This window comes from Lacihabitans sp. CS3-21 (genome assembly GCF_024343675.1).
Classification (GTDB): domain Bacteria; phylum Bacteroidota; class Bacteroidia; order Cytophagales; family Spirosomataceae; genus Leadbetterella.
In genome coordinates, this window is the sequence record NZ_RJUD01000097.1 from 305257 (window position 1) to 330889 (window position 25633).

At 36.4% G+C, this 25633-nt stretch carries 26 protein-coding genes; 10 read left to right on the forward strand and 16 right to left on the reverse strand.

Annotation, left to right across the window (positions count from 1 at the left end; genetic code table 11):
- The first annotated feature begins 57 nt into the window (after positions 1-57).
- On the forward strand, positions 58-1590 hold the full coding sequence (locus EGI24_RS15925) for a helicase HerA-like domain-containing protein (RefSeq protein WP_255049496.1): 1533 nt from the start codon (positions 58-60) through the stop codon (positions 1588-1590).
- 10 nt (positions 1591-1600) lie between these two features.
- The gene (locus EGI24_RS15930; RefSeq protein ID WP_255049497.1) at positions 1601-2107 is read left to right on the forward strand and encodes a hypothetical protein; all 507 of its coding nucleotides are present in this window, start codon (positions 1601-1603) and stop codon (positions 2105-2107) included.
- Positions 2108-2280: 173 nt separating this feature from the next.
- Here EGI24_RS15930 and EGI24_RS15935 read toward each other — a convergent pair whose 3' ends face one another.
- The 7 genes from EGI24_RS15935 to EGI24_RS15965 all read right to left on the reverse strand — a co-directional run bounded on the left by EGI24_RS15935 (position 2281) and on the right by EGI24_RS15965 (position 10136).
- Positions 2281-3219 (reverse strand): RDD family protein, encoded by a 939-nt coding sequence (locus EGI24_RS15935; RefSeq protein ID WP_255049498.1) that lies wholly within the window; start codon positions 3217-3219, stop codon positions 2281-2283.
- A gap of 126 nt (positions 3220-3345) precedes the next feature.
- Positions 3346-3945: a hypothetical protein gene (locus EGI24_RS15940; RefSeq protein ID WP_255049499.1), complete on the reverse strand. Its 600-nt coding sequence runs from the start codon at positions 3943-3945 to the stop codon at positions 3346-3348.
- Positions 3946-3951: 6 nt separating this feature from the next.
- Positions 3952-6276, reverse strand: a complete 2325-nt coding sequence (locus tag EGI24_RS15945) for an N-6 DNA methylase (protein ID WP_255049501.1) — start codon at positions 6274-6276, stop codon at positions 3952-3954.
- A 382-nt stretch (positions 6277-6658) separates the two neighbouring features.
- On the reverse strand, positions 6659-8536 hold the full coding sequence (locus EGI24_RS15950) for a M1 family metallopeptidase (protein ID WP_255049502.1): 1878 nt from the start codon (positions 8534-8536) through the stop codon (positions 6659-6661).
- Positions 8537-8545: 9 nt separating this feature from the next.
- Positions 8546-9601, reverse strand: coding sequence for a serine aminopeptidase domain-containing protein (locus tag EGI24_RS15955; protein WP_255049503.1), 1056 nt, complete (start codon positions 9599-9601; stop codon positions 8546-8548).
- Positions 9602-9606: 5 nt separating this feature from the next.
- Positions 9607-9801, reverse strand: coding sequence for a hypothetical protein (locus EGI24_RS15960; RefSeq protein WP_255049504.1), 195 nt, complete (start codon positions 9799-9801; stop codon positions 9607-9609).
- Positions 9802-9842: 41 nt separating this feature from the next.
- Positions 9843-10136 (reverse strand): putative quinol monooxygenase, encoded by a 294-nt coding sequence (locus EGI24_RS15965; RefSeq protein ID WP_255049505.1) that lies wholly within the window; start codon positions 10134-10136, stop codon positions 9843-9845.
- A 201-nt stretch (positions 10137-10337) separates the two neighbouring features.
- Between EGI24_RS15965 and EGI24_RS15970 the strand changes: the two genes are divergently transcribed.
- Positions 10338-11102 carry a T9SS type A sorting domain-containing protein gene (locus EGI24_RS15970; RefSeq protein ID WP_255049506.1) on the forward strand — a complete coding sequence of 255 codons (765 nt, stop codon included), beginning with the start codon at positions 10338-10340 and terminating at the stop codon, positions 11100-11102.
- Between the two features lie 190 nt (positions 11103-11292).
- On the opposite strand, the gene EGI24_RS15975 is transcribed toward EGI24_RS15970, so the two are convergent.
- On the reverse strand, positions 11293-11931 hold the full coding sequence (locus EGI24_RS15975; RefSeq protein ID WP_255049507.1) for a hypothetical protein: 639 nt from the start codon (positions 11929-11931) through the stop codon (positions 11293-11295).
- A gap of 42 nt (positions 11932-11973) precedes the next feature.
- Positions 11974-13536 (reverse strand): pseudouridine synthase, encoded by a 1563-nt coding sequence (locus tag EGI24_RS15980; protein ID WP_255049508.1) that lies wholly within the window; start codon positions 13534-13536, stop codon positions 11974-11976.
- Between the two features lie 238 nt (positions 13537-13774).
- Here EGI24_RS15980 and EGI24_RS15985 point away from each other — a divergent pair, with 238 nt between their 5' ends.
- Both EGI24_RS15985 and EGI24_RS15990 read left to right on the forward strand, forming a co-directional pair.
- On the forward strand, positions 13775-14701 hold the full coding sequence (locus EGI24_RS15985) for an SPFH domain-containing protein (RefSeq protein ID WP_255049509.1): 927 nt from the start codon (positions 13775-13777) through the stop codon (positions 14699-14701).
- A gap of 1 nt (position 14702) precedes the next feature.
- A complete protein-coding gene (locus tag EGI24_RS15990; RefSeq protein ID WP_255049510.1) occupies positions 14703-15134 on the forward strand; it encodes an NfeD family protein in 432 nt (143 codons plus the stop codon).
- 115 nt (positions 15135-15249) lie between these two features.
- On the opposite strand, the gene EGI24_RS15995 is transcribed toward EGI24_RS15990, so the two are convergent.
- The 6 genes from EGI24_RS15995 to EGI24_RS16020 all read right to left on the reverse strand — a co-directional run bounded on the left by EGI24_RS15995 (position 15250) and on the right by EGI24_RS16020 (position 19368).
- Positions 15250-15591, reverse strand: a complete 342-nt coding sequence (locus EGI24_RS15995) for a LytTR family DNA-binding domain-containing protein (RefSeq protein WP_255049511.1) — start codon at positions 15589-15591, stop codon at positions 15250-15252.
- Between the two features lie 35 nt (positions 15592-15626).
- Complete coding sequence (locus EGI24_RS16000) at positions 15627-16403, reverse strand: hypothetical protein (protein WP_255049512.1); 777 nt, start codon at positions 16401-16403, stop codon at positions 15627-15629.
- A gap of 277 nt (positions 16404-16680) precedes the next feature.
- Positions 16681-17547, reverse strand: a complete 867-nt coding sequence (locus tag EGI24_RS16005) for a carbon-nitrogen hydrolase (protein WP_255049513.1) — start codon at positions 17545-17547, stop codon at positions 16681-16683.
- Between the two features lie 83 nt (positions 17548-17630).
- Positions 17631-18026 carry a type II toxin-antitoxin system VapC family toxin gene (locus EGI24_RS16010; protein WP_255049514.1) on the reverse strand — a complete coding sequence of 132 codons (396 nt, stop codon included), beginning with the start codon at positions 18024-18026 and terminating at the stop codon, positions 17631-17633.
- The gene (locus EGI24_RS16015; protein WP_255049516.1) at positions 18023-18238 is read right to left on the reverse strand and encodes a DUF2281 domain-containing protein; all 216 of its coding nucleotides are present in this window, start codon (positions 18236-18238) and stop codon (positions 18023-18025) included. Before EGI24_RS16015 ends, EGI24_RS16010 begins: the two co-directional genes overlap by 4 nt.
- A 59-nt stretch (positions 18239-18297) precedes the next feature.
- Entirely contained in the window at positions 18298-19368 is a 1071-nt protein-coding gene (locus tag EGI24_RS16020) for an Ldh family oxidoreductase (RefSeq protein WP_255049517.1), read from the reverse strand.
- Between the two features lie 128 nt (positions 19369-19496).
- Here EGI24_RS16020 and EGI24_RS16025 point away from each other — a divergent pair, with 128 nt between their 5' ends.
- The 3 genes from EGI24_RS16025 to EGI24_RS16035 are packed head-to-tail and all read left to right on the forward strand — an operon-like array spanning position 19497 to position 22272.
- Positions 19497-21071, forward strand: a complete 1575-nt coding sequence (locus EGI24_RS16025) for a DUF4139 domain-containing protein (protein WP_255049518.1) — start codon at positions 19497-19499, stop codon at positions 21069-21071.
- Between the two features lie 2 nt (positions 21072-21073).
- Positions 21074-21685 carry a DUF502 domain-containing protein gene (locus tag EGI24_RS16030; RefSeq protein ID WP_255049519.1) on the forward strand — a complete coding sequence of 204 codons (612 nt, stop codon included), beginning with the start codon at positions 21074-21076 and terminating at the stop codon, positions 21683-21685.
- Positions 21682-22272, forward strand: a complete 591-nt coding sequence (locus EGI24_RS16035) for a hypothetical protein (RefSeq protein WP_255049520.1) — start codon at positions 21682-21684, stop codon at positions 22270-22272. The genes EGI24_RS16030 and EGI24_RS16035 overlap by 4 nt, the downstream gene beginning before the upstream one ends.
- A gap of 1 nt (position 22273) precedes the next feature.
- Here the strand turns inward: EGI24_RS16035 and EGI24_RS16040 are convergent, their stop codons facing one another.
- Entirely contained in the window at positions 22274-23674 is a 1401-nt protein-coding gene (locus EGI24_RS16040) for an L-serine ammonia-lyase (protein ID WP_255049522.1), read from the reverse strand.
- Between the two features lie 109 nt (positions 23675-23783).
- Here EGI24_RS16040 and EGI24_RS16045 point away from each other — a divergent pair, with 109 nt between their 5' ends.
- On the forward strand, positions 23784-25022 hold the full coding sequence (locus EGI24_RS16045) for a 3-phosphoshikimate 1-carboxyvinyltransferase (RefSeq protein ID WP_255049523.1): 1239 nt from the start codon (positions 23784-23786) through the stop codon (positions 25020-25022).
- Positions 25023-25034: 12 nt separating this feature from the next.
- Positions 25035-25571 carry a hypothetical protein gene (locus EGI24_RS16050; RefSeq protein ID WP_255049524.1) on the forward strand — a complete coding sequence of 179 codons (537 nt, stop codon included), beginning with the start codon at positions 25035-25037 and terminating at the stop codon, positions 25569-25571.
- Positions 25572-25633: the final 62 nt, after the last annotated feature.

The following is a 25633-nucleotide window of genomic DNA, read 5'->3' on the forward strand; positions in this document are numbered from 1 at the left end:
TTAAATTATACCGAAGTTTTAAGAACTTGCAGTCTATATAAAATCAGAACCCTAAATATGTCAAAAATTCAATCATTCAAAGACGAGATTTCAAAAGGTTATACTTTTAAAGGGGATTCCATAATTTTGGGTGCCGCAAAACTCGAAGGAGAAGTGGTAGAAGGTACTCAAATAAAAATTCCTTTAAAAACCATGAATCGTCATGGATTAATTGCGGGTGCAACGGGTACGGGTAAAACCAAAAGCTTGCAAGTATTGGCCGAAAGCTTGAGCGATGCCAGTGTACCGGTATTGATGATGGACATAAAAGGAGACTTGAGCGGTATTGCCATGCCAGGCGAAGAGAAAGATTTTATTTTAGAAAGAACACAAGCTGCTGGAATAGAATACAATCCGAATGGTTTTCCGGTAGAAATGCTTACGCTCAGCGACCAAAAAGGCACAAGACTCAGAGCCACAGTTTCGGAGTTTGGCCCTATACTACTCTCCAAAATATTGGGATTGAATGACACGCAAGAAGGCATTGTGTCGGTGATGTTTAAATATTGCGATGACCATAAACTGCCTTTGCTCGACCTCAAAGATTTCATTAGGGTGATCCAATATCTGAGTGAAGACGGCAAAGATGAGTTTGAAAATAACTATGGTAGAATGTCCACCACCTCCCTGGGCACTATCATGAGAAAAGTGATAGAACTTCAGCAACAAGGTGCGGATGTGTTTTTTGGCGAAACCTCGTTTGATATCGACGATTTGATGCGTATTGATAATCAGGGAAGAGGGATGATTTCTGTGCTAAGAGTGATGGACTTGATGGACAGACCCAAGCTTTTCTCCACTTTTATGTTGAGTTTGTTAGCTGAGCTATATGCCTCATTGCCAGAAGCTGGAGATGAAGACCGACCAAAATTGGTGATATTTATAGACGAAGCCCACTTGGTGTTCCAAGAAGCTTCCAAGGCCTTGTTGAATCAGATAGAAACCGTAATAAAACTCATCAGATCTAAAGGAGTTGGGATATATTTCTGTACCCAAAACCCTCAGGATGTTCCTGCTTCGGTGTTGGCTCAGTTGGGTTTGAAAGTGCAACATGCACTCAGAGCCTTTACTGCAAATGACAGAAAAGCCATCAAGGAAGCCGCAGGAAATTATCCAGAAACCGATTTTTACCAAACTGAAGATATTCTGACTGCCATGGGAATAGGGGAGGCTTTGGTTACGTGTTTGAACGAAAAGGGAATTCCAACGCCGCTTGCCGTTACTTTTATGTGTCCGCCAAGAAGCCGGATGGATATTTTGTCGGATGATGAAATGGACGAAATCGTTGAAAAATCTAAGATTGCGAAGAAATATAACGAATTGGTAGATCGTGAGAGTGCGTATGAAATTTTAAATGAGAAACTCAATACGGCAGACGAGTCTGAGGAGACAGAAGATGCACCAAAAGGAAAGCAAGAAAAATCTACGCTAGAGACCATTTTGTCGAGTTCTGTTACGAGACAGATTGGTAGAACAGCCGCCTCCATCATCACCAGGTCGCTCTTAGGTGCTTTGGGCTTGAGTGGAAAAAAGAAAACGAGTTGGTTTTAAAAAAACAAACATGGTAATAGGTATCGGAGGACCGAGTAGGTCTGGGAAAAGTACTTTAGCAAACCTTTTGGTGACCCATTTCAGGAGAAATGGGAAAAAGGCTATTATTTTTCACCAGGACGACTTTGTTTTTCCCGAAACCCAAATACCCAAAATAAAGGACAAAACAGATTGGGAATCACCACTTTCTATCGACCACGGTTTGTTGTTAGAGGTAGTTTCTGATTTTAGAGAACGATTTGATGTGGTGATCGTGGAAGGCTTTTTTGCTTTTCACGATCCGCTACTCAACGCCCTATATGAGAAACGCATTTTTGTAAAAATATCCAAACGCACCTTTATTATCAGAAAAGCCATGGATTCCCGCTGGGGCTACATACCGACTTGGTACATCGACCACATCTGGAAATCCTACCTCAAAATGGGCAAACCCTCCACCATAAAAACCGACTACCTAGAAGCCTCTGGCGAAGACGAATTTGACATGAAAAAGATTTTGGGGTATTTGGAGAAATAGTGTGGGTAAAAGAGTAAAAGTCTTAAGTCTCATAGAAAAACCATAAAACACAGCGGGAAACTCTATAAATGGAAAATTCATGGAATATAAAGGTCAATTTAGGCTTAATTCTAAATGATTGAATGCATTAAATTTGCCAAACGAAGCCTTAATTTTTAGCGATAGTTTTTTTGTCATTTCAATAATTCTCTCCAAGCGTTTGGTGATTGTGAAACCGACTTACTTGTATTTTGTGATGCAATTCCAATGTCAAAGCCTCTTATTAATGTTACTTTAATGAAATCAAAATCATCAACTTTTGGTACATTTTTTAATACTGTCTGAATAGTTTCTTTAACTATTTTATCATTTTCAATTTCATTATTTGGTATATTTTGAACTGATAAATTTAGTTGTAGCGAATGAGTTATCTCACCATTAATATTACTGGTATTGTTAGTAACACCCGCATTTATTATTCCATCTAACTTAGAAATTTTAGCGTGGATATCTAAGGCAGTTTTTAATTGAGGAATTCTTAAAGTTGAAACGTAAATTGAAATGCAGATCATTAAAGTGATTAAACCTCCAAGAATATAAAATGGAAATTTAGAAATTTTACGTAATTTAAAATGTTCTTCATATCTGAAAATAGTAGCAACATAAGTACCAGCAATTAAATCATGGAGCGATTGTCTTGTTTGTTTGTTAAATATATAAATTACAATAACGCCTAAAACAATGGAAGACAAAATCAAAGTTTTAATTATGTTCAAGACCCCCAATTCTGGTAGGCCTGGGATGGGTAAGTTTGCAATGAAATAAGGAAAAGATAGAATTAAAGACCTCAAAAATGATTTATCTATTCCAATTAAGTTTCCTTCTGTGTCTAAAACTTGAATATTAAAAATTCTTTTCCCGATTGTTTGTCCGTTACCAATCTTTGAATTAAGGATAGTTTGATATAAAACAGTGATTGTTAAGCCGAATATTAAACCATATTTTCCAATGCTTACAAGGAAGTCTTGTAGTAGCATTCCAAAAATAAATCCAATCACTCCCAATACAATGCAATCAGTAAGAAGTGACCATATTCTTGTCCAAAATTTAGAAATATAATTTTCTGTTTCCATAATGAATTTATCTAGGGTATATATTTGGTATTGAGTTGTTTATTAAATTTTAACTAACGATTTGGATATGCGGAGTATGCGAGGAATTGATCCTATTCTGTCATATCTATTGTTGCATAGCGTATTTCAATTCTTAAGTTCATACTTGATATGTTCAAGTAAACCCTCCATCCAAGCAACAACTTTAGAAGCATCCTCAATTTTATGAACAGGTGACAATTGGTTTTGCCAATTTCCAGACATTGCGAAATGAATCTTCTTAGTATCAAAAACCTCTGTTTGAACTTCTTCAAAAAATTCAAATCCTATTTTTTCTTTTTCATCATTGTGATTTGTCAGGTCACTAAACTTATCATAAATTGCATTGTCTCTTGTTATGTGCCAATGTGGTTGAGGCCTACTTTCATTATCTATATTATAGTCATCCCATTCTGCCCTAAAAAGTTGATTCTTTTTAATGTCATTTTCACTACCTTGAAATATTGATATAGAAATTAACTTATGAGAATAATCTTGCATAAATTTGATTTCAACATAAAGAAAGAAGTCATCAAACCAAGGTATTACTGTTATTTTCTCTGAATCATTTCTTCGGTGATTAATTGCATCGAAATTTCCTTGAATTTTAAAAACATTTAATTCCTTAGAATACAGAGGTTTGAAATCTAAGTTCAGATAATTTTTAAGAAATTTATTTAACTCTTCTATGATTTGTACTTGAAGCATAGAATTCTATATTTGAGGATATAAGTTTCCCACTTCGTCATTAATAGAATAAATAGCTGAAGAATTCCCTTTTTCTAATTCTTTTCCAAGGAAAACTAGCTTTAAATAATTAGTCTCATCCTTATTTATTCTTGTGGCATCTGGAACTGGAATATCTTTCGTATACTTCGCACCTAAATCATACCACTTTCCGCCAGCTAGTTGTTTTGAATAAATACTTAATAATCTATCAAAGACTGAACTTGAAAAAATAGATAGATAAAAATAATAATCATCTGTTTCAAACTTTTTCTTAGGTATCCAACCATTTCCTCTTTCTACGACAATTTCTTCTGATATATCAAAAGCAAAAGAATCAGATCTGCCAAATTCGGTAGAAAATAATCTTTGTTTTTTTTCTCTTAGCCAGGCTCTGTGTTCACTGAGTTGCCACCAGTTTGATTCACTTTTTCTTGCCCTTTCAATTAAACTATTCTTATGTTCTAGTAATCTATTATAGGAAAATGGTGCGGTTGCTTCGAAGTCTTCATTATTACTAAAAGCAGGACCATCCTGAGAATAAGGATACCACACAAAATTATTAGTTTTCAAGTAACCATTTTTTATCGAGTCATTCCCAATAACTTTTTTATAAAATTTCTTTTCGTTGGTAGGTATCGAAGCAAATTCATTTTTGTCTAAAAGAAAAATCCTACTACCAGTTCTAATTCCTTGTTTTACAATAAATAAATTTGCTATTCTAGTTAGCTTTTTATCAGCAACAAAGATTTCAAGGTCTCTAATAAAAGATTCTTCATTATAAGAAATTAGTTTCCAGCTATCCTTTAAGAATGGAAATACTTTTGGAGTATAGATATTGTAGCTTGTTTCCAATTTTGCATTTTCATTATTAATTTGAAGTTTTCTCAATTCCCTAAGTGCCTCTGGAACAATCCCTTTTTCGTTTTTTGTCCAAATCACTCTTGGATATGTTAAACTTTGAGGTTTCTTTCCAATAAATAAACTTACATCAGTTAATGCATCTTCAAAGACATAATTGCCTAGTTTTGCTAGGAGTTTTAAATCTAAGCTTTCAGTAATTTCATTTCTAAGATTCTTGTAAGAATCAAAGGTTAAAAGTGACGAAGGAAGAACACAACCCAAAACTCCACTTGCATTTAATGATTGAGTTGCTCTTCGAAAAAATGCACTGGCCTGATTTGGCTTTCCTTTTGTAAAACTATTACCAAGAACCTCTTTTATCAATTCACGTGAATCTTTACTCTTTAATTGTTCCCAGGAAACAAATGGAGGATTCATTAGAATCAGATCATTATCAGTCCCCCAATTTTTTGAAAGGGAATCATCGACAATTTCAACTTGTAAATCTATTTTTCCATCCCATTGTGTTTTATTTTCGTAATGGAGTAAAAACTTAGACGTTTCTATTGCACTGGCCGAACTATCATAACCCACCAACGATATTTTCCCTTTATAGTCCAAAAATTTTAATTGTTTGAGAGCCTCGATCAAAAATTCTGAAGAACCACAGCTTGGATCTAAAATTCGTAAGGTTGGTTTTGAATAATCAATTTCTTTTAGCGAATTTTCAACTATTGTTCTTGCTAAAAATGGAGGAGTATAATGAATACTAGAATAGGAGTCATTTTTTGTTATAAGATTATTTGAAACACCACCAAATAAATCCCTTTGTAAATCAAAATATAGGACTTCTTTATGAGCTTCTTGAAATAATGCTCCTGATGTATGTCGCAAGATTAAATCTAAATTGGGCTTAATAGATTTAACACCTTTAAGCAATCTATCTCTATAATGTTCAAAGTTATTCGGTAAATGAGCTTTTTCAAAATCTATGAATTTGTCAGGAATACCTCCTAAATTATCATTTTCTAGACTTATTAACAGCTGAAAAAGAATGCTAATAGCATTCTTAGGATTTTGTTTTTCAGTAGTTTCATTCCGCAATTGTTTAAAAATATCAATTACAAATGGGACTGCATCATTCTGAGTTTTATATGACTTTGAAAGTAAATACTTATAAAATTTACCAAGATTTGATTCTATAGCCTTTTTTGGGATAGACTCAGGTTCCGAATCAAGCCAGTTAACAATTTGAATATTGTCTTTTTCAACAATTAGGTAATTTTTAGTATTTGAAGACCAAGAATATTCATTAAATAAATCAAAATCACCATCTTCATTAGTTTGCAAACAAAAGTCTCCATACCCACCATTTAGCATAAGAAACCTTCTTTCCGCTACATTTTTTAAATGCAAGGGAAGTAATCCATAATTTTGTTTCCAAAATGATATGTCTGAAAAATTCTTCATTCTTGGCAAAGGTACAAATTATGATTTAGATTTTTTGGTTGAATCATTTCGTGAGTTCTATATGCTATACAACAAGTATGTTTGACTGCCTTTTTTTTTAGTGTCGACAAATATCTCAATTGTATTTTTGTGAATAATTCATTTAATATATTGATTTTTAGTTGTTTGTGCTTATTTTTATTGGTAGACATATTTTTTTGTGTTTATTAGAGGTTCCGATATTTTTTAGATTCTCAGTATCTCGGTCGTAAAATCAAATATAAAGGAAGTCGTTCTCTTAATCAATATTTATTTATGATTTAATTTGCCCTTTGAACCCATCATTTGGTCAATTCCTTTGTGGTACTTTATTTACATATTTAATGGTTTTTAAGCAACAGCATCACCCCAACCCCCCAAAGAAAAACAACACCCTCTGCACCCAGAAAAGCATTTTGGTGCTGTATTTGGCTGCGGCTTTGGTGGGTTCTTTGGCCGCCATGGAGTTGTTGATCATGTTCAAATCCATCCAATTGATATAATTGGGGTCTATTTGGGCATATTTGATTCTCTTATTAAACTTGTATTTTTTGTAACGCTCCTTGCCGTCCCAGTTTAAGATCAAGAATTTCTTGTCGTCAAAGACCACTTTTATTTGTGTGGGCATGGTCATTTCACCGAGTCGGCTTACAGTAAAAGTACCAAATGGCGTTTGTTTTCTCGGTGCGTTGGTGAGTGCAGAGACGGCATAGTCGCAGTCGGGTGCCTCAAATAATACCTGTTTAAAAAACCAGTCTAAATTTTGGAATTTTGTTTGCTTGGCGGCAATCTCATTGGCGGTGTTGATAAAGTCTTGTGGTGTGGGATGTTTAAATTTGTAGCGTGCAAAATAGGTTTGCATGACATCGTCCATCACTTTTGTGCCTAGGAGACCCTCCAAGGTTTTTAGCCAAGTGGCCGTTTTCTGATAAGTCATAACACCATAAGTTCCGCCTGGGTAGCTCCATGCGTTTCTCCTTATTTCTGATATTTTTGGATTGTCCATCATGACATAACTGGCTCTTGAGGAGGCCATATCGTGGAGTGTAAACCCGAAAACATTGGCTTGCTGGCCGTCATAATACTGCTGCATGATTCGGCCTTCGTAATATTGGGTAAAGCCTTCGTCCATCCAAGAGTCTTCAAACTCATTGCTTGCTACCATGCCTTGGAAATACTGATGGACAAATTCGTGGATAGTTACGACCTCCTGAAACTTAGCCCAGCGGCCCAAACCCCAATAACTCCCACAAGTGATCAATGTAGGATATTCCATACCGCCAGAACCAGAGCCTGCCAAGCTTGGGTCTATCAATGACAAGGTGCTGTGGGGATATTTGCCAACTTTTTTCTCCATATAATCTATGGCGTTTTTGGCTGATTCAAAGTACCTTTTGGCCATATAAAAATGCTCTGGCTGCATGAAAGCCATTATTTTTATGCCTTTGTATTTTTCTTCCAAATATTTATAGTGCGGCGAAGCTGTCCAAGCAAAATCATGGACGTCGCTTGCCGAAAATCTTATGGTTTTTGTCTGGCCTTGGCTGTTTGTTTCAGAGACTTTTTCACCTGTTCCGGCCACGGTATAATTTTTTGGTAAGGTAATTTGAACATTGTAATTTCCAAAGTCTGAAAAGAATTCTGTGTTTGCATGAAACTGATGGCAATTCCATTTTCCGTTTTCTTCCAAAACTCCGATTTTGGGAAACCATTGACCTACAAAAAAATAATCGTTGTCTGCCCAGCCAGTTCTGGCAAATATTTTGGGGAGCTTCGCCCTAAAATCCATGTCGAGAATGACCGTTTCTCCAGGATTTATGGCTTTTGCGAGCTTTACTTGAATTACTGTTTTGTCATAAATATTAAAGTCGTCAGTTTGAATAAATTTTATTTTTGGGTAAAGATTTTCCCCATTTCTAATTTTTAAAGTACTCAAATAGATATTTCCGAAATTTCTGAGTTTTGTGGTATCCATTTTGTCGCCACGCAGTTGACCGCCCGATTCCTTGAAAAATGTGGAGTTTTCGTCTTTGAAGGCATTGAGATAAAGATGAAATTGTAATTCAGTGGTAGGTTTTGATGTTTTGTTGGTCCAGGTTAAAGTCTGGCTTCCTTTTAGCGTCTTGGTTTGGGGATTTAGGCTGACTTTTATGTCATAATTGGCTATTCTTTCACTCAGAACAGTGTTGGCAAAGGCATTGGCTGAAATCAGTAAGGAAAGCAGGAGTTTTTTATAAGACATATATCAGGTCTAAAATTTGAGTTGGACTATAAAGTTCTTAATTTCTGTTAAGGCTTCCACAGAAATGGCCTCTTTTATTTTTGCATATTCCTGAAGTCCACCAGTTTTAGCCAATTGAAAAAGATGGTTGTGGTTTTCTAAAATTTTCGTTTTTATGTGTTTATTATTTAGAGATTCTATCGCTCCGAGGTTTGTCTTAACTTCTACCTGCACATCCAAACTGCCATTCAAAGCTAATGTTGGGCAATCCACCTGCTTCAAATATGGTTTTGGGTCAAACTGAATAAAACTCACAAACCATTTTGAATTAAGTTGTCGCATAAATACTGGAATGTTGGTCTCGTTGGTGTTCATGCTCAAGGCAAAATTCTCTCCTTTGTACTTTTCTCTATAATTTTCGCCCAGAGATTTTATCTTGTTGGCTTTCGTTGTACTGTCATTTTCGGAAACCATGAAATCTAAGACAGGCTCGAAAAAGCTATCTAAATAGTGATTGATGTGTTCTTCTTTTACCCCCACTCCTAAATATATATCCCTATTTTGTTTCAAAAGTACTTCTTTTCCAGTAACGCCTGGGCCAGCCAGTGAAACGAAAAAGGATACATCTTTGACTTTTGAAATCACAATTGGGCCAATCCCTCCGCCTTCACTGTGCCCAATCAAGCCTACGTTTTCAAACTTTTCAATGTTTTCGAGATACTCAACGGCGGCTTCGACATCCAGAGCAAGTTCTTGTGTGGTGCTGTTGGCAACAGACGGTCCGCTCGACTTAAATCCTCCTCGGTCGTCGTATCTGAGTACACCGATGCCATTGTTGCTTAGATATTCGGCCAAAGTTTTAAAAATCTTGTGTTTGCCGATGGTTTCGTCTCTATCGGTTTGTCCTGATCCGCTGATAAGAACCGCCACTGGAAATTTGTTGAGCCCATTTGGGGTGGTCAATGTACCGCTTAGTTTGAAGCTTTCTGTTAAGTCCCAGAATTCAACTTCTTTTTCTGTAAATCCTTGGCTATGAGCATTTATAAAAAAAGCAAATGCAAAAAAAGTGGATAAGTATCTTTTCATTTATTTCAGTGTTTAGGGCAATCGCAGTACCTTTTACCTTGAATTAGTTTTTTCAAAGTGTGGTTCTTTTTTTTATAAGACCCGTCTTTTTTTCTTTTTCTTCCATCAAAATCCTCAGTTTGTGTTTTGGGATTATCGACTGAGGCCATGGCGTCAAAACTAAAAAATAAAAAAACAGATAGAAGGATGCTGTATTTCATGTTAATGCTGATTTTATACTGTTCTAACGAATAGAAATTCCTTAAAGTTTATCCAAAGATAACATAGAATAGGCTTCAGGTTTATCTTCAAAATGGATTTTTGTATGGCTCCACACAAAATTGAACAATTCGGAATTTCTATAATTTTCGAGGTCTTGTGCAGATTCCCAGTGGCTGTGTGTCATGATGACATTGGGTTGGCCTATTTCTTGAAGTATTTCTACCATCAAACAACCTGGGAAATTCCTGATTTTATGCTTGTTTTCCTCCAAAAAACTTAAGAATTCTTTAATTTTTTCTTGTTTGAAGGTCATTTTTACTATTCGTACTAGCATATTTCATTTTTTATTTGTTTTTAATAATGATCTTTAAATGCATTTGTAGCTCTTCAAGCATTGCATTCGTACTTTGACTATATTAAAAAGCTTTTGAAATCGGATTTAACTTTTTTTAAGACTAAATGTAATTCTCAAAATATTATTATGTGCAACCTTCGCAAAAATATTTTGTCTATTGATATAAAAAATACAAACTATATGAAAAAAGTAATAATGATGGGTGTTGCCAGCATGGCATTTTTTGGAGCTTTGGCACAAACCAAAGAAGTAAGAAAAGAAATCAAAACTGAGGTAATGGATTCTGACAAGCCAGGTAAAAAGAAGGTTAGAATTGAGAAGAACATCAATGGCAAAGTAGAGATTACAGAGAAAGAGATTGATTTCAAAGAGGGAGATTCGAATGTTATGATACTCGACGAGCAACTGGATACCGTTATAGTGGATAAAAAAGGTGGCGAAAAACGTGTGAAAGTTATTGTAAGAGACAATGAAGATGGTGATTTTGAATGGTCAGAAGACGAAGACGTATTCAGAGGTTATGGCAGGATGCCTTACAAAAGTAAAGGTTTTCCAAAAGGAAAAATACAAGAGTTTAACTTCGAAATGGATAGACTCTCTGATCATTTGGCCGAAATTCCTCATAAATTCAGAAACTTTGATATGGAGGTTTTTGATGACCGCATGAAAAAAGTAATGGAGCCTACAACGATTAGAAGTGTGGACGTATTTACCAATAAACCTGAAACCAACGTTTTGAATATCAGGTTTTTTGCTCCAAAGTCTGGTGATGTGAATATTACAGTATTGGATCTTCAAGGCAACGTAAAAGCGAAAGAAGAAGCTAAGAACTTTGAAGGAGAATATGTAGGACAAATTAAGCTAGGAAAAGGTGCGAAAGGTACTTATTTCGTGATTGTGTCTCAAGGTGAAGATGGAATAAGTAGAAAAGTGAAGATTGACTGATTGTTGTTATAATTCATAAACCTCCTCAGTGAAAGCTTTGGAGGTTTTTTTGTGATTTTATATTCTGAAATTAATATTATTATTGGTAGAATAAAAGTAATAGTATGTTCTGAATAAAATATAATTTCAGAAATAATTGAAAAATATATTTAATTAAAAACCCAATCGTTGGATTGGGTTTTTAGTTTGATTACTTTCCGAAAAGTCTCGCAAAAAATCCTTTTGCTTTGGCTGCAACTTGTGTTACGGCTTCTTCAGCTTCTCCGGCCAATTCGTTGGCTTTATCTTTTGCTTTGTTAAGAGCTTCTTCTGCATCTTCCTTCAAATCTCCCAATTTCTCAGCAGCTTCGCTTTTGAATTCAGCAACACTTTCAGCATTTACCAACTCGGTAACTTTTGCTTTAGCTGTGTTAAATGCCTCTGTCGCTTCACCAGCAATATTTCCAGCCAAAGCTTTTGCATCTGCCAATTTCTCAGCTGCTTCCGCTTTTATTTTTTCAGTATCGATTAATTCACTTACTTTCTCTTTTGCTGTATTAAATGCTTCTGTGGCTTCTCCAGCTAGCTCAGTCATTTTTTCTTTAGCTTCTGCCAATTTTTCCGTAGCTTCTTCTTTCAAATTCGCCACTACCTCAGCAGTATCTTCTTTAATGTCCGCAATTTTCTCAGCAGCTGCATCTTTAACTTCTGCAATTTTCTCAGCGGCAGCATCTTTAACCTCAGTGATTTTCTCAGCAGCAGCATCTGTTACCTCAGCAATTTTTTCAGTTGCTGTGCTTTCTACTTGGTCTGCAGCTTGGTCAACGATTTCTTTTTTATTCTCTTCCATTGTTTTTTGGTTTATTGTTTATTTATGCAAAATTAATCAAATTCAAATTAAGTATTTCAATCTAATCACCTCTTTTTCAGTTAAAAATCTCCAATTTCCTCTTGGCAAATCTTTCTTTGTCAAACCTGCATAGGTGGTCCTGTCGAGTTTGGTTACTTCATATCCTAATGATTCAAAAATTCTTCTTACGATTCTATTTTTTCCACTATGGATTTCTATTCCAACCACTTGGCGGTCAGGCGTGATAACAGACAAATCATCCGCTTTAATCATTCCATCTTCCAACTCTACACCTTCAAGAATTTTATCAAAGTCTTCTTGTTCGATTTTTTTATCTAATTCTGCCTGATAGATTTTTCTCATGGCATTGGAAGGATGCGAAAGTTTTTCGGCCAATTCGCCATCGTTGGTCATGAGTAAAAGCCCCGTAGTGGCTCTGTCTAATCTACCTACCGGATAAATACGCTCTGGACAGGCCTTTTGTACTAAATCCATTACGGTTTTGCGGCCTTCTGGATCGTCAGTCGTGGTTAAGAAATCTTTGGGTTTGTTCAATAATACATACACCAATTTCTCTCTGTTTAATATTTTTCTGCCATATTTTACCACATCGGTTGGCTGTACTTGGTAACCCATTTCAGTTATAACTTCCCCGTTTACAGTAATTTGTCCACTTGCTATAAACTCGTCAGCATCTCTTCTTGAGCAAAGTCCCGCATTGGCCAAGTATCTGTTCAGACGAATGGTGGGCGTAAAAGTCTCACTACTTTCCACCTTGGTTCTAACTTTTGGTGGGAGTTTACTTTTTAGAGCATCTTCTTCATAATTTGGACGGATGGCCTGCTTGGCGTTTTTGTTGTTACCGTAATTTGATTTGCTAATTTCAGGCTTTGAAGTATTTTCTTTCCTATCAAATGCCTTTCTTTCGAAATTAGGTCTTTCGTTTCTGTTATCAAAACCACCCCTATTGTCCTCTCTTGGTTTGTAGCCAGTTTCTGGTCTTTCGCTTCTACCGCCAAATTCTCTTTTAGGAAAACCTTCCGAACGGTTTTCAGTTCTTGGGAAACGATCGTCTTTGCGTGGAAATCTACCTTCTGTAGAGCCAGAGGTTGGTTTTCCATAAGTATTTGGCTTAAACTCTTTCTTGGGAAATCTATCCGTTGAGCGTCCGGAATCTGGTCTGGCGTCTTTTCTTGGGGCGTTTCGGTCAGGATATCGGTTTCCTAAGTTTTCAACGTCTCTTTTGGTAAATCTTTCCGAAGGTCCTTCAGGTTTGCCGTAAGTGCTCGACTTGAAATCTCTTTTCGGGAATCTGTCATTGCCACCTTCAGGTTTGCCGTAAGTATTTGGCTTGAATTCTTTTTTAGGAAATCTATCATTTCCTGGTTCTGACTTGCTGAAATTGTTGGGTTTAAATTCTCTTTTCGGGAACTTATCATTTCCGCCTGCGGGTTTCGAAAAACCATCTTTTTTAGCAAAAGGCTTATCAAAACTTCTTTTTTCTGGGCTAAAACCACCTTCTTTTCTTTTGAAATCTGGTTTGCCAAACGAGCTTTTGCTCGAATCTCTGTCGCTGTTGCGACCTTCTGTTATTCTTTTTCTCATGTATGTTGCAATATCACTACTGTAATTTTGTACAAAGGTAATTTAAACCACTGATATACTTTAACTTAGACTCGTATATTTATATTTTATCTTGAATATGTCAATTACCGTTTGTCCAATCCTGCATCCAATCTCACATATTCCGCCTTAGTTCATCCGAATTATATTTTGAGATTCGCTGGGAACACTAATTTTGAGGTATTATATTTATTTATCTAAACTTTTAAACAAAACAAATATGTATTCACTTATCGCCATTACGCTTTTAATTGTTGTGGTCATCATGATGGCCGTCAAAGTTGTACCTCAACAAAACGCCTATATAGCGGAAAGGTTGGGCAAATACAACGGAATTCTACAGCCAGGTATCAATTTTATCATTCCGTTTTTTGATAGAATAGCCTACAAGCATAGTCTCAAGGAGCAAGCTTATGACATTCACGAGCAGATTTGTATCACCCGCGACAACGTACAAGTGCGTGTAGACGGAGTTATTTTCCTTCAAGTGGTAGACCCGCAAAAGGCATCCTACGGTATTAATGACTACGTTTTTGCGGTTACGCAATTGGCTCAAACTACCATGCGTAGCGAAATTGGTAAGATAGACTTGGACAAGACTTTTGTGGAAAGAATGGTTATAAACCTTGCGGTGGTAGCTGCTATAGACGAGGCTGCTATTGGTTGGGGTGTAAAAGTGCTTCGATATGAAATTAAGAACATATCGCCTCCAACCACGGTATTGCAAGCCATGGAAAAACAAATGCAAGCAGAAAGAGAGAAACGTTCGGTTATTTTGGAATCGGAAGGTAAAAAACAGTTTGCTATCAATGTAGCCCAAGGTGAAAGAGAGCGTGTGGTTTTAGAGTCTGAGGCACAAATGCAACAACAAAAAAACAAGGCCGAAGGTGAAGCAAATGCTATTAGGGCTGTAGCAGAAGCCACTGCAGACTCTATCAGACTGGTGGCGGATTCTATACAATCAAAAGGTGGTATGCAAGCAGTTCAGCTGAAAGTAGCTGAAAACTATATTGAACAGTTTGGCAAGTTGGCCAAAACGACCAATACGATGATATTGCCTTCTAATCTGGCCGATGTTTCGAGCATTATTGCGACTGCCATGAACGTAATCAAACAAGAAAGTACCAAACAAGAAAATACTAAATAAAATGGAAATTTCAGGTATAAATATCTGGGTGATAATAGGAGTAGTGCTGCTCATTTTAGAAATTTTTACTACTTCATTTTACGCCATATTTTTCGGAATTGGAGCTTTGGTGACTGCCTTGTTTGTTTATTTGGGCTTAGCGGAAGAACTTCCTTCTCAAGTAATCATATTTGCATTGAGTTCGATTGTCAGTTTATTGTTTTTTAGGAAAAGAATACTAGAGCTTTTTACCAAAAACAGTTCGGAATTTAAAGAAATCATCGACGAATTTGCCAAGGTTTCGAAAGTAATTCCGGCCAATGGAGAAGGGAAGGTTTTTTATAGAGGTTCTGATTGGATTGCTTATCAGGTTGATGGTAAGTCGATTGAAGAAGGCACAAAGGTGCTGATAAAAAAGATAGATGGTATAAAGTTGATAGTGGAGGAGGTTTAAAATGTTTTTGTAGAGCCTTACCTTTTACATTTAAGTGTAAAAAAAGAAATCTTCCAAAGTTTAGATTTTGGAAGATTTTTTTTTGATTTAAGAAGTTAAAAAAGGAATATACGCACTAATTTTTATTGGCCAAATAGTACTCGATTACCGGAATGACCGATACTTTTCGTCTTCTAGAAATATGTATTTGAAGTTCGTTTTGTAAAAGTAAATTATCGAGTGAAAAATTATTAATGTAGGCCACGTTTATAAGGTACTTGCGATTAGGCCTAACAAAAGTATTTTTATCCAGAATTCGTCCTTGAATTAGCCCTAAGGTGGTTGCTACAATTTTTGAATTACCGATGTTGTAATGAATAATTGTATAATTCATATCGGCTTCAAAGTAGGCAACATCTTGAGAGAAAAGTCGAGTTCTACCCCCTACATTTATTCTTAAATAATCTTCAGTTTCCATATAATATTGATTTTATGTTGTGTAAAAAATATCATTTATTGTATACGTGTAATAACGAGGTTGGCCGACACCGCATGAGTTCCTCCGGCAGTAGGAGTAATGGTAAGTGCAGGCGTATTTCCTGCAGGGCTGGTAATACTCAAAATACTAGTTGGTAAAGTGGTGTTTATCAAGGTATGACCGACTATTTGAGAAGTTCCTGTGGCTCTTCCAACCACTGAATTTGCTAGCTCAGTTCCATTAAGCATTATCACAAGTTGGGCTCCTTCGCTAATGCTAACTTGCCAATGCACAAGATAAATGCCCACATCAGGTAAAATAAATTGATTAGAACTTGATCTGGTAATATATCCATCTGTCAGTCCATTTTGTGGAAAATTAATGGCTGTTCCTGCTGCAATAGTAGCAGCATTATCACCAGGCATTAATGCGAAGAACTCAGAATATCCTAAAGGACCACCTAAAGGTTTCCATTTATTTCCAGCCCAATAGTAGAAATTTGGAGAAACATTGTTTGGATAAGTACCCGAAGTGCTGGTATTGTAGACTAAAAGAGAGGTAACTGGTAAAGGAACCGTAGCGATGTCTAAATTTGATGTTAGACTTACACGGGGTATTAGTACTCCCTTATTTGGGGCACTTACATCCAGCATAGCGGATGCTGGTTGAGCAAACGTAGAAATTGAAAAAAGGATAAAAACTAAAACTAAACTAAAGAAGTGAATTAACGATCCTGAAACTTTTTGTAGTGCTGTCTTGCGATATTTTTTAGAAGAATTGAGTTTTTTTGAGGTAAATTTAGAAGGTTTCATATAATTAATGTTTAAGTTTCTTAGAGAAATCAATTCTTGAGATTTCTAGCATTCGTCTTAATATTTTTGACGTTTTGATAAAACAAAAGAAAGTATTAAACTCAGAAATCGCTTATATAATTATTTATAAAACTTGTAAAATTCACACAAAATTGATTGACTGGTAAAAGTTTAAACTAAAAAAAGGATGGGGGTATTTGGGTGTGGTTGAAAATGAGGAATTTTGGTTTTTAAAAATTGATAAAATGTGTTTTTTATAAAAAAAGGTTTATTGAAATTAATCAACAAACCTTTTCAATATCGGTTCGTAGGTGTCTATCCTTCGGTCTCGGAGATACGGCCAGGTGGTACGGTAATATTCGGTTTTGTCTAAATCAAGGGTTTCTACATGCGTTTCTTCGTTTTCATGAGAAGCCAAATAAAGTAATCGTCCATGGGGATTGGCTATGAAAGATCCTCCCCAGAATTTCTGATTGGCCTCTATGCCTACTCTGTTAACCGAAACCACGTAAAGTCCATTTGCAACTGCATGAGAACGTTGGATGGTTTGCCAAGCCTCATATTGTTCTTGGTTGATTACAGGATCTTTCTCGTCCATGTCCCAACCAATGGCCGTAGGGTAAAACAAAATGTCGGCACCCATTAGTGAAGTGATACGTGCGGCCTCCGGGTACCATTGATCCCAACAGATCAACACCCCGATTTTCCCGAATTTGGTTTCCCAAACTTTGTAACCAAGGTCTCCTGGTGTAAAATAAAACTTTTCATAATAACCAGGATCATCTGGAATATGCATTTTGCGATATTTGCCTAAATAACTTCCATCCGCATCAATAATAGCGGCGGTGTTGTGATATAAACCCTGAGCACGTTTTTCGAAGAGTGAAACTATCAGCACCACGCCCAATTCTTTGGCCACACTTTGCATAGTTTCGGTTGTTGGGCCAGGAATAGACTCTCCCAATTTGAAATTATCATGATCTTCTACATCACAAAAATAAAGTGAAGAAAACAACTCTTGCAAACAGATGATCTGGGCTCCTTTTGCCGCAACCTCTCTGATTTTGATAATAGTTTTATCGATGTTTTCCTGCACGTTTCCGGTGCAAGACATTTGTATAAGGCCTATGTTTATGTTTTTCATTATTATTTAATCTGCTAGGTCGCTGAGAAACAAAGATTTTAGTGTTAAATGGAGAAAAAAGGATTTCTCAATTGTTTACAAAATTACCAAACAGTTTCGACGATATCTGGATACAGATTAAATTTTTCGTCTTTGCTGATTATTTTTAGACCTTCCACTGCCGCTGTAGAAATAATGAGTCTATCGAATGGGTCTTTGTGGGTTGGGTTTTGCGGTAAATGGGTGTAGTACTTTAAATGATGAATTTCGATTGGAATTATTGTAAACCCATTTTCAATCAGCCCATTTTTGTATTCGTCTATTGATTTTTTCAATTGGATTTTTTTAATGTTTACCTTAATGGCCATTTCATATAATGAAATAATGCTTACAAAACACTCCTCTTCATTTTTTGCAATTATTTCGTGAGTTTTTTCAGAAAGGTTACCGATTTCATCAAAGTACCATAAAATTGTGTGGGTGTCAAGTAGAAACCTCATTCCATGTATTCTTTTAGTTCATCCAAGGGTTCGTCAAAATCATCTGACATTGTAATAGTGCCTTTAAAGATTCCCATCTTTCTTTTCCCAGTTTCCCCTTTTTTCTCAACTTCTTCAAAAACAACTTTAACTTGAGCTTTCTCAATGTTTTTTGGCAACTCATTCAAAGTGATCTTGCCATTTTCGTAAAAACCTTCAATTGTCGTTGTCATAATGACCATTGTTTATGAAACAAATTTAACGAAATTATTCAATATAGATTCTGTAAGGACTAAAATCTAACTTTAAATCTTTCGCCCAATTCCTTCAAGCTATCTACCACAGGATCAATCAATGGCAAACCAGAAACCAACCTTTCCGCCCTAAAGTTTCTTTCCTGATCCCCAGGTATTTGTACTGGATATCCGTCGATGTGTTTGGCAGAACGGAACCTCTCGATCCATTTGTCCATGCTTTGCTTAAATTCATCTTTTGGTCTAAAACCATCCACTCGCATGGCTCCAAGAAAATGTCCCGTGCCTTTCCCGACTTGTTCTGCCGCTAGGCCATGAAAACCCGCAGTAGCAAAAGGAGGCACCCATGGTCCAAAATTTGCCCCCGAAAGTACGCCTGAAAATATATCCACTACTGCACCCAAACCATATCCTTTGTGACTTCCATGCTCTCTGTCGCCACCTAATGGCAATAGTCCACCGCCTTCTTTTACAGCATTGGCATTGTCTGTAGGGTCGCCATTTTCGTCCTGAACCCAGCCCATTGGTGCATTCAAGCCTTTTCTTTGTAAGATTTCCATTTTGCCGTAAGCTACCGCAGTAGTGGCAAAATCAGCTAAAAAAGCAGGTTGTTTATCAGCCGGAACCGCCACAGCAATTGGATTTGTGCCTAATAATTTTTCTTTAGAAAAAGTCGGGACAACCAAGGGAGCAGCATTGGTCATGGCCCAACCGATCATGTCATGTTCCAAAGCTTGGGAAGCGTGATAGCCAGCAATACCAAAATGGTTGGAGTTTTGTACAGAAATCCAGCCAGATCCAGCCTTTTTAGCTTTTTTTATCGCCAATTTCATAGCGAATGGTGCTACAACCAATCCAAGACCCTTGTCACCATCGATGGTTGCGGTGCTTGGTGTTTCATAAACTATGGTAATATTTGGCTTTGGATTGAGTCTTCCATGGTCAAAGAGTCGAACATAACCAGCCAAACGAGCAACACCATGAGAATCAACGCCATTCAAATCTGCGTTTATAAGCACATCGGCAGATAATTTCGCATCTTTTGTGCTACAGCCTATGGCTTTAAAAATATTTTCTGTAAATTTTCGAACCCTATCTTGAGCGTACATTTTATTCCTTGTTTTCGGATGCGAAATTATTAAAAATAACCTGAGCTTGTAAGGTTCAGAAAAAAGAATTACCGAGAAATGAAGTTTTTTGAGGAAAAAAGCGTTAATTCATGTAAATAATCTCAAATATGAAAATTTTAAAAACAACTTTATTCGTATTAAGTTTGATCTCAGTTGCTTTTGCTCAAAATGTTAAAAAAGTAGAAGCTAAAATTGAAAAAGTAACGGTCTTTTTGCAGCAAGCCCAAATTGAGAAATCAGTAAATACCTCACTTTCTGCTGGAGTAACCAAATTATTAGTAGACGACATAGCCAATAGTATTGACGGCAATAGTATTTTGGTTGAAGGTAAAGGTGACTTTACGCTTTTGGCCGTAAAATACAGCTCAAATCACCTGAATAATAAGATCAATGTACTTCAGGATTCTGTTCAGAAAGTACAAGCAGATATTGAAAATCTAGAAATGCTTTTCGCCGTTGCTCAAAACGAAGAGAAAATGATCATGGCCAACGCCAATGTAAAAAGCGAAAAGGATGGACTTTTGCCAGAAGACTTAAAAGAAATGATAGATTTTTTCAGAGTAAAACTTACGGAAGTAGGAGCAAGGCGTTTACAAATTCAAAGACAAATGCAGCCTTTGAAAGATAAAAAAATACGTTTGGAGAAACAACTTGCAGAAGTAAGAAACAATGCATTGCCACTTGGCCAAATAGAATTGACTGTGAGTGCCTCAAAAGCCACTCCAGCGAATATTAAACTGAGCTATGTAGCCTACAATGCGGGCTGGAGTCCAAATTATGACCTACGCGTAAAAGATGTAAAAAGTCCCGTTGCGATTGCTTACAAAGCAAGTGTTTATCAAAACACGGGCATAGATTGGAAAGATGTCAAACTTTCATTGTCAACTTCTAATCCATCTATTTCTGGGCAAAAAATGGAGCTTAATCCACAGTTTTTGAGTTTTTACGTACCGCCAGTTGTTTATCAAAGAAATGTAAAAGCTGCCAAAATGGAAGATGGTGTAGCCATGGCCGCTCCGATGGCCATGGCCGATATGGAGGTGGCTTCTAGGACAGTTTCGGTAGTTGAAACCTCCATGTCTGTGAATTTTGATTTGGGAAACACTTACAGCATACCCACTGGTGGGCAACCTGAAGCCGTGGAGATTCAAACTTACAGTGCTGAGGCAGACTACAAAAGCGTAATTACTCCAAAAATTGATTTGAACGCCTTTTTGGTGGCCGAACTTAAAAATTGGGAACAGTATAAATTGCTTTCAGGAGAGGCAAATGTGTATTTTGAGAACAAGTTTATTGGTAAAACTTACCTCAATGAACAAAGTGTTGATAATAAATTGAAACTCAGCCTTGGCAGGGATACAAGAATAATTGGTAAAAGAGAAGAAATTGAGAACTTTAAAACCAGAAAAACGATTGGTTCTAATATCAGAGAGAGTTTTGGTTATAATATTTCGGTAAGAAATACAAAATCAGAAACGATAAAAGTGGTTTTGGAAGATCAAGTTCCGGTTTCGCAAGATTCTGACATTGAGGTAGATGTAGAGGATTTGCAGGGTGGGGTTTTAGAAGCAAATACTGGAAAGGTAACTTGGGAATTTGATTTGCCAGCCTCACAAAATAAGCAATTCTCTTTGAAATACACGGTTAAATATCCCAAAGACAAACGAATCAATAATTTGTAATTATGGAAGGAAGTTTAGGAAAGCTTGTAAATAAATTCTTGTCATATTTTATTCGGGGGCTACTTTTTGTAGCACCTGTGGGTTTTACAATACTTATTCTTTACAGTGCATTTGACTTCGTAGACAGTTTGGTAAGAATCAAATTCAGTTGGGACAACCCCAATCAAGAGTTTTTTGTGCCCGGTCTTGGTTTTTTAATTGTGCTTTTCGGAACGGCCTTTATAGGTTTTGTTTTTACTCGTCTTCTTCCGCAAACCATTCAGAATTGGTTGGAGAATGGTATGAAGCACCTGCCCATTGTAAAAATATTTTACACCGCCTTCAAAGACCTGATTTCGGCGTTTGTTGGGGATAAAAAGAAATTTAAAACGGGTGTATTGGTTACCCTAAACAAAGATTCAAATATTCGTAAACTTGGTTTTTTAACGCAAGATGGTTTAGATGTTTTTGGTTTGCCCAATATGGTAAGTGTCTATTGTCCACATGCTTACGCTTTTTCTGGAGATATGTTCATAGTACCCAAAGATCAAGTAGAGATTTTACCCATTTCTAGTGCAGAGGTTATGAAAATCATAGTTTCAGGAGGGGTTTCTTTTTCTGATTCCAACACATGAGAAAACTTATTTTTCTAATTTTATTAACTTCTGCGAAAATTGTTTTTGGCCAAGAACCTCACCAAAAAGAAGCACTGCAAGTAGAAGAACTTCTTGAAAAAAACAACCCCAATCTTTATAAAACTATACAAAGAGGTGGGATTTTTTTGGTATTGGATAACTATAGAAACCAGAAAAGGCGAAGATATTATGTTGGAGATATGTTCGGATTTAAAACCAAAAGTGGAGATTTTTTTCAAGAGGAATTGAGCGAAATTGGCGATTCTACATTGACAATAATGCACTATAACAATGTGGAACGAAAGCTTGAAACTTGGGTTATAAAAGTGTCTGAAATTAGAAAAGTTTACAAAAGAGAGGTTTATAAAGGAATTAAATGGGGCTTAGGCTGGGGAAGTTTAGCTGCTTTTTTACCATTGGTCTATGATTGGGTGCAATTTGGCAGATCTCCAGCTCAAAATTCCGAAGCCCTGGTTATGATTCCTGCCATTCAAGCTGGATTGATTGTTTTAAATAACCGTTCCAAGTTTTTTAATGGCATCAAACTCAATGAAAACAAGCAGTTGAAAGTTTTCAAGAGTTTCTGAATCAACAATCTACACTGTTCACTGTAACTGCCAAGCCGCCTTGTGAAGTTTCCTTGTATTTATGGTTCATGTCCAGAGCGGTTTCCCACATGGTGGCGATTACTTTGTCCAACGGCACTTTGGTTTCTTTCGGGTCTGTACCAAGTGCAAGCTCGGCGGCTGTAATGGCTTTTAAAGCTCCCATTGAATTTCGCTCTATGCAAGGGATTTGAACCAAACCTCCTATTGGGTCACACGTTAATCCCAAGTGATGTTCCATGGCTATTTCTGCAGCCACTAAAACTTGTTCAGGTGTTCCGCCTTGAAGTTCGCACAATGCCGCAGCGGCCATGGCTGACGAAACTCCAATTTCTGCTTGACAACCACCCATAGCCGCCGAAATGGTCGCTCCTTTTTTAAAAATGCTTCCAATTTCACCCGCCACCAACAAAAACCTTTTGATTTCTTCAAAGCCAGCATCGTGGTTTTCAATCATCAAATAGTACATCAAAACAGCAGGAATAACCCCTGAACTGCCATTAGTGGGAGCAGTTACTACTTTCCCTAATGACGCGTTTACCTCATTTACACTTAACGCAAAACAACTTACCCATTTTAGAATTTGTCTGAATTTTACTTCTGTATTTCTTAATTTGTTCAACCAATCGTCTAAATTCAAAATGTTTTCAGGGCCATTGAGGTCTGTATAAAACTCGTTTGCTCGTCGTTTTACATTTAATCCGCCAGGCAAAATACCTCCTGTTGTGCAGCCGATATACATACATTCGAGCATTGTTTTCCAAATTTTTTCAATTTGAAGATCTACGTTTTCTTTACTATTAAGTGCTAATTCATTTTCATGTACCACCTCAGATATTTTTTTCGTTTTGCAATAAGTCAATAATTCCAGTCCATTTTGAATAGGATATGGAATTGTTTTGAGCTCTTTTTGAATTGAATTATCATTTTCAATACATATAAATCCCCCTCCAATAGAATAATAGGTTTCTGAAATTTCATCGCTCAAAGTTGAAGCAGTAAATCGTATTCCGTTTGGATGAAACGGCAAAAAATGTTTGTGATAAATGATATTTTTTTCAAAAGAGAAAGGTATTTCCTTATCAAAGTTTAATTTTAGTTTTCCATCAGTTTTAACATCTGCTATGGAGGTTGGAATTTTTCGAGGTTCTATTTCTTCTGGAATTTCCCCTGTAAGTCCCATCACAACAGCAATATCAGTAGCGTGGCCTTTGCCAGTTAGCGATAGAGAGCCGAAGAGTTCCACACTGATGCTTTCTACGGATTTTATAGGTATGTTTAAGGTTTTTAAAAACCTATTAGCGGCTTTCCAAGGCCCAAGGGTATGGGAACTGGATGGGCCGATGCCGATTTTTAACATATCAAATACCGATATTATTTCCATTAGGGTTTATTAGTTTGTTGCTCAAATTTGCATAGTTTTTTGGAAGAAATTACGGTAAAACTATAAAATGTTAAATTATCTTTGTGATTTATAATTTTAATTTTATTCAATGCATCGTATTTTAGTAAAAAAACAATCGGGAGGTATAAAAGAGAAAATCAGACTGGCTTCTTCAAAAAGCGAAAGTAATAGGGCTTTGATAATCAATGCTTTGTCAGGTTTTGGGGGGGAGTTGCAAAATCTTTCGACAGCCAGAGATACCCAAACGATGATTCGTTTACTAAAATCGGAAGATGCTGTAGCTGATGTTTTAGATGCTGGTACCACCATGCGTTTTTTGACAGCTTATTTTGCTATAACCAATCAAACCAAAACCATGACAGGCACTCCAAGAATGTGCGAACGTCCGATTGGTATTTTGGTAGATGCTTTAAGGTCAATAGGTTGTGAAATAGATTATCTTGGAAAAGAAGGATATCCTCCTACACAATTGAAGGGTTTTTCTGAACAAAAAAACAACGAAATATCGATAAGAGGAGATGTCAGTAGTCAGTATATTTCGGCTTTATTGATGATAAGCCCATTATTGCCTAATGGCTTGACAATTAATTTATTAGGCGAAATTGGTTCAATTCCTTACATAACCATGACTATAAAGCAGATGGAAGCTTTTGGCGTCAAGGTAGCTGCAGATTGGGACGCTAAAAAACTCTCTGTTGAACCTCAAGAGTATAAGCCAACGAGCTATAAAATAGAATCGGACTGGTCAGGTGCGTCGTATTGGTATTCTGTTGTTGCTTTGGCAGAAAATGATGAAGTGGAAATAGAGCTTCTGGGATTGAAAGAAAATTCATTGCAGGGAGACAGTGTTATTGTCAATATCATGTCTGAATTAGGTGTAAAAAGTACTTTCACTCCAGATGGGGTATTGCTTCAAAAAACCATGGCAAACCCATCATTTGAGTGGGATTTTACAGATTGCCCAGACTTGGCTCAAACGGTTGCGGTCGTTTTAGTTGCAAAAAAAATAAAAGGCATTTTCACTGGTTTGGAAAGTTTGAAAATAAAGGAAACAGACAGAGTAGTTGCTTTGCAAAATGAATTGGCTAAAATAGGAGGGACGCTCGAAGAGGTGGAGGCTAAAACTAGATATGAAGTAAATTCTGGTGGAAGCTGGACAAAAACTCCAACATTCGAAACTTATGATGATCACCGAATGGCCATGGCTTTTGCTCCTTTGGCCATGATTTTGGATGTTATTATAGAAGAGCCAGGCGTAGTAGCCAAGTCTTATCCTAGTTATTGGGAGGATTTGGGTAAAATTGTATCTTTGGAAGAATTGAATTGAAAAATTAACAACATGAAACAGTTTATATTTGCTTTTCTACTGTGTATTGGTCATTGTTCGATAGCTCAAGTGCAGGTTGCTCCCGATACTTCAAAAGCTCCTAAACCCATGGTTTTGGATAAAAAAACTTACAAGATGGACATTCCTAAAGGATGGAGAATTCAAGATAATTGTCAAGAAACCCTCTGTAGTTTGCTATCGCCAACGGATACTTTAAGTTATATTGATAGATTTGTAGATAATATCAACATCACTGTAGATAAACTCCCCAGTGCCAATTATACTGTAGATAAATATGCTCAGTTTTCTATAACTTATTTACCAAGTGTGGTTAAAAACTTCAAAATAGTGGAAAAGAAAAAACTGAAACCTAATGTTTACATGATAACCTACAAAGGTGAGAAGAGCGGGTATGCACAAACTTGGAGGCAGTATTATTATATTAAAAATGCAAAGGTTTTTATAGTTACTTTCGCCTGTGAAACCGAAAAATATGCTTACTATAAGGATATTGTAGAACCTTATTTGAGTAGTTTTAAGTTGAAATAAATTTGGATGCCTCCTATATCTTTATTGGTTTTTAACAGATAGATAGTTTTATTTTAACATGA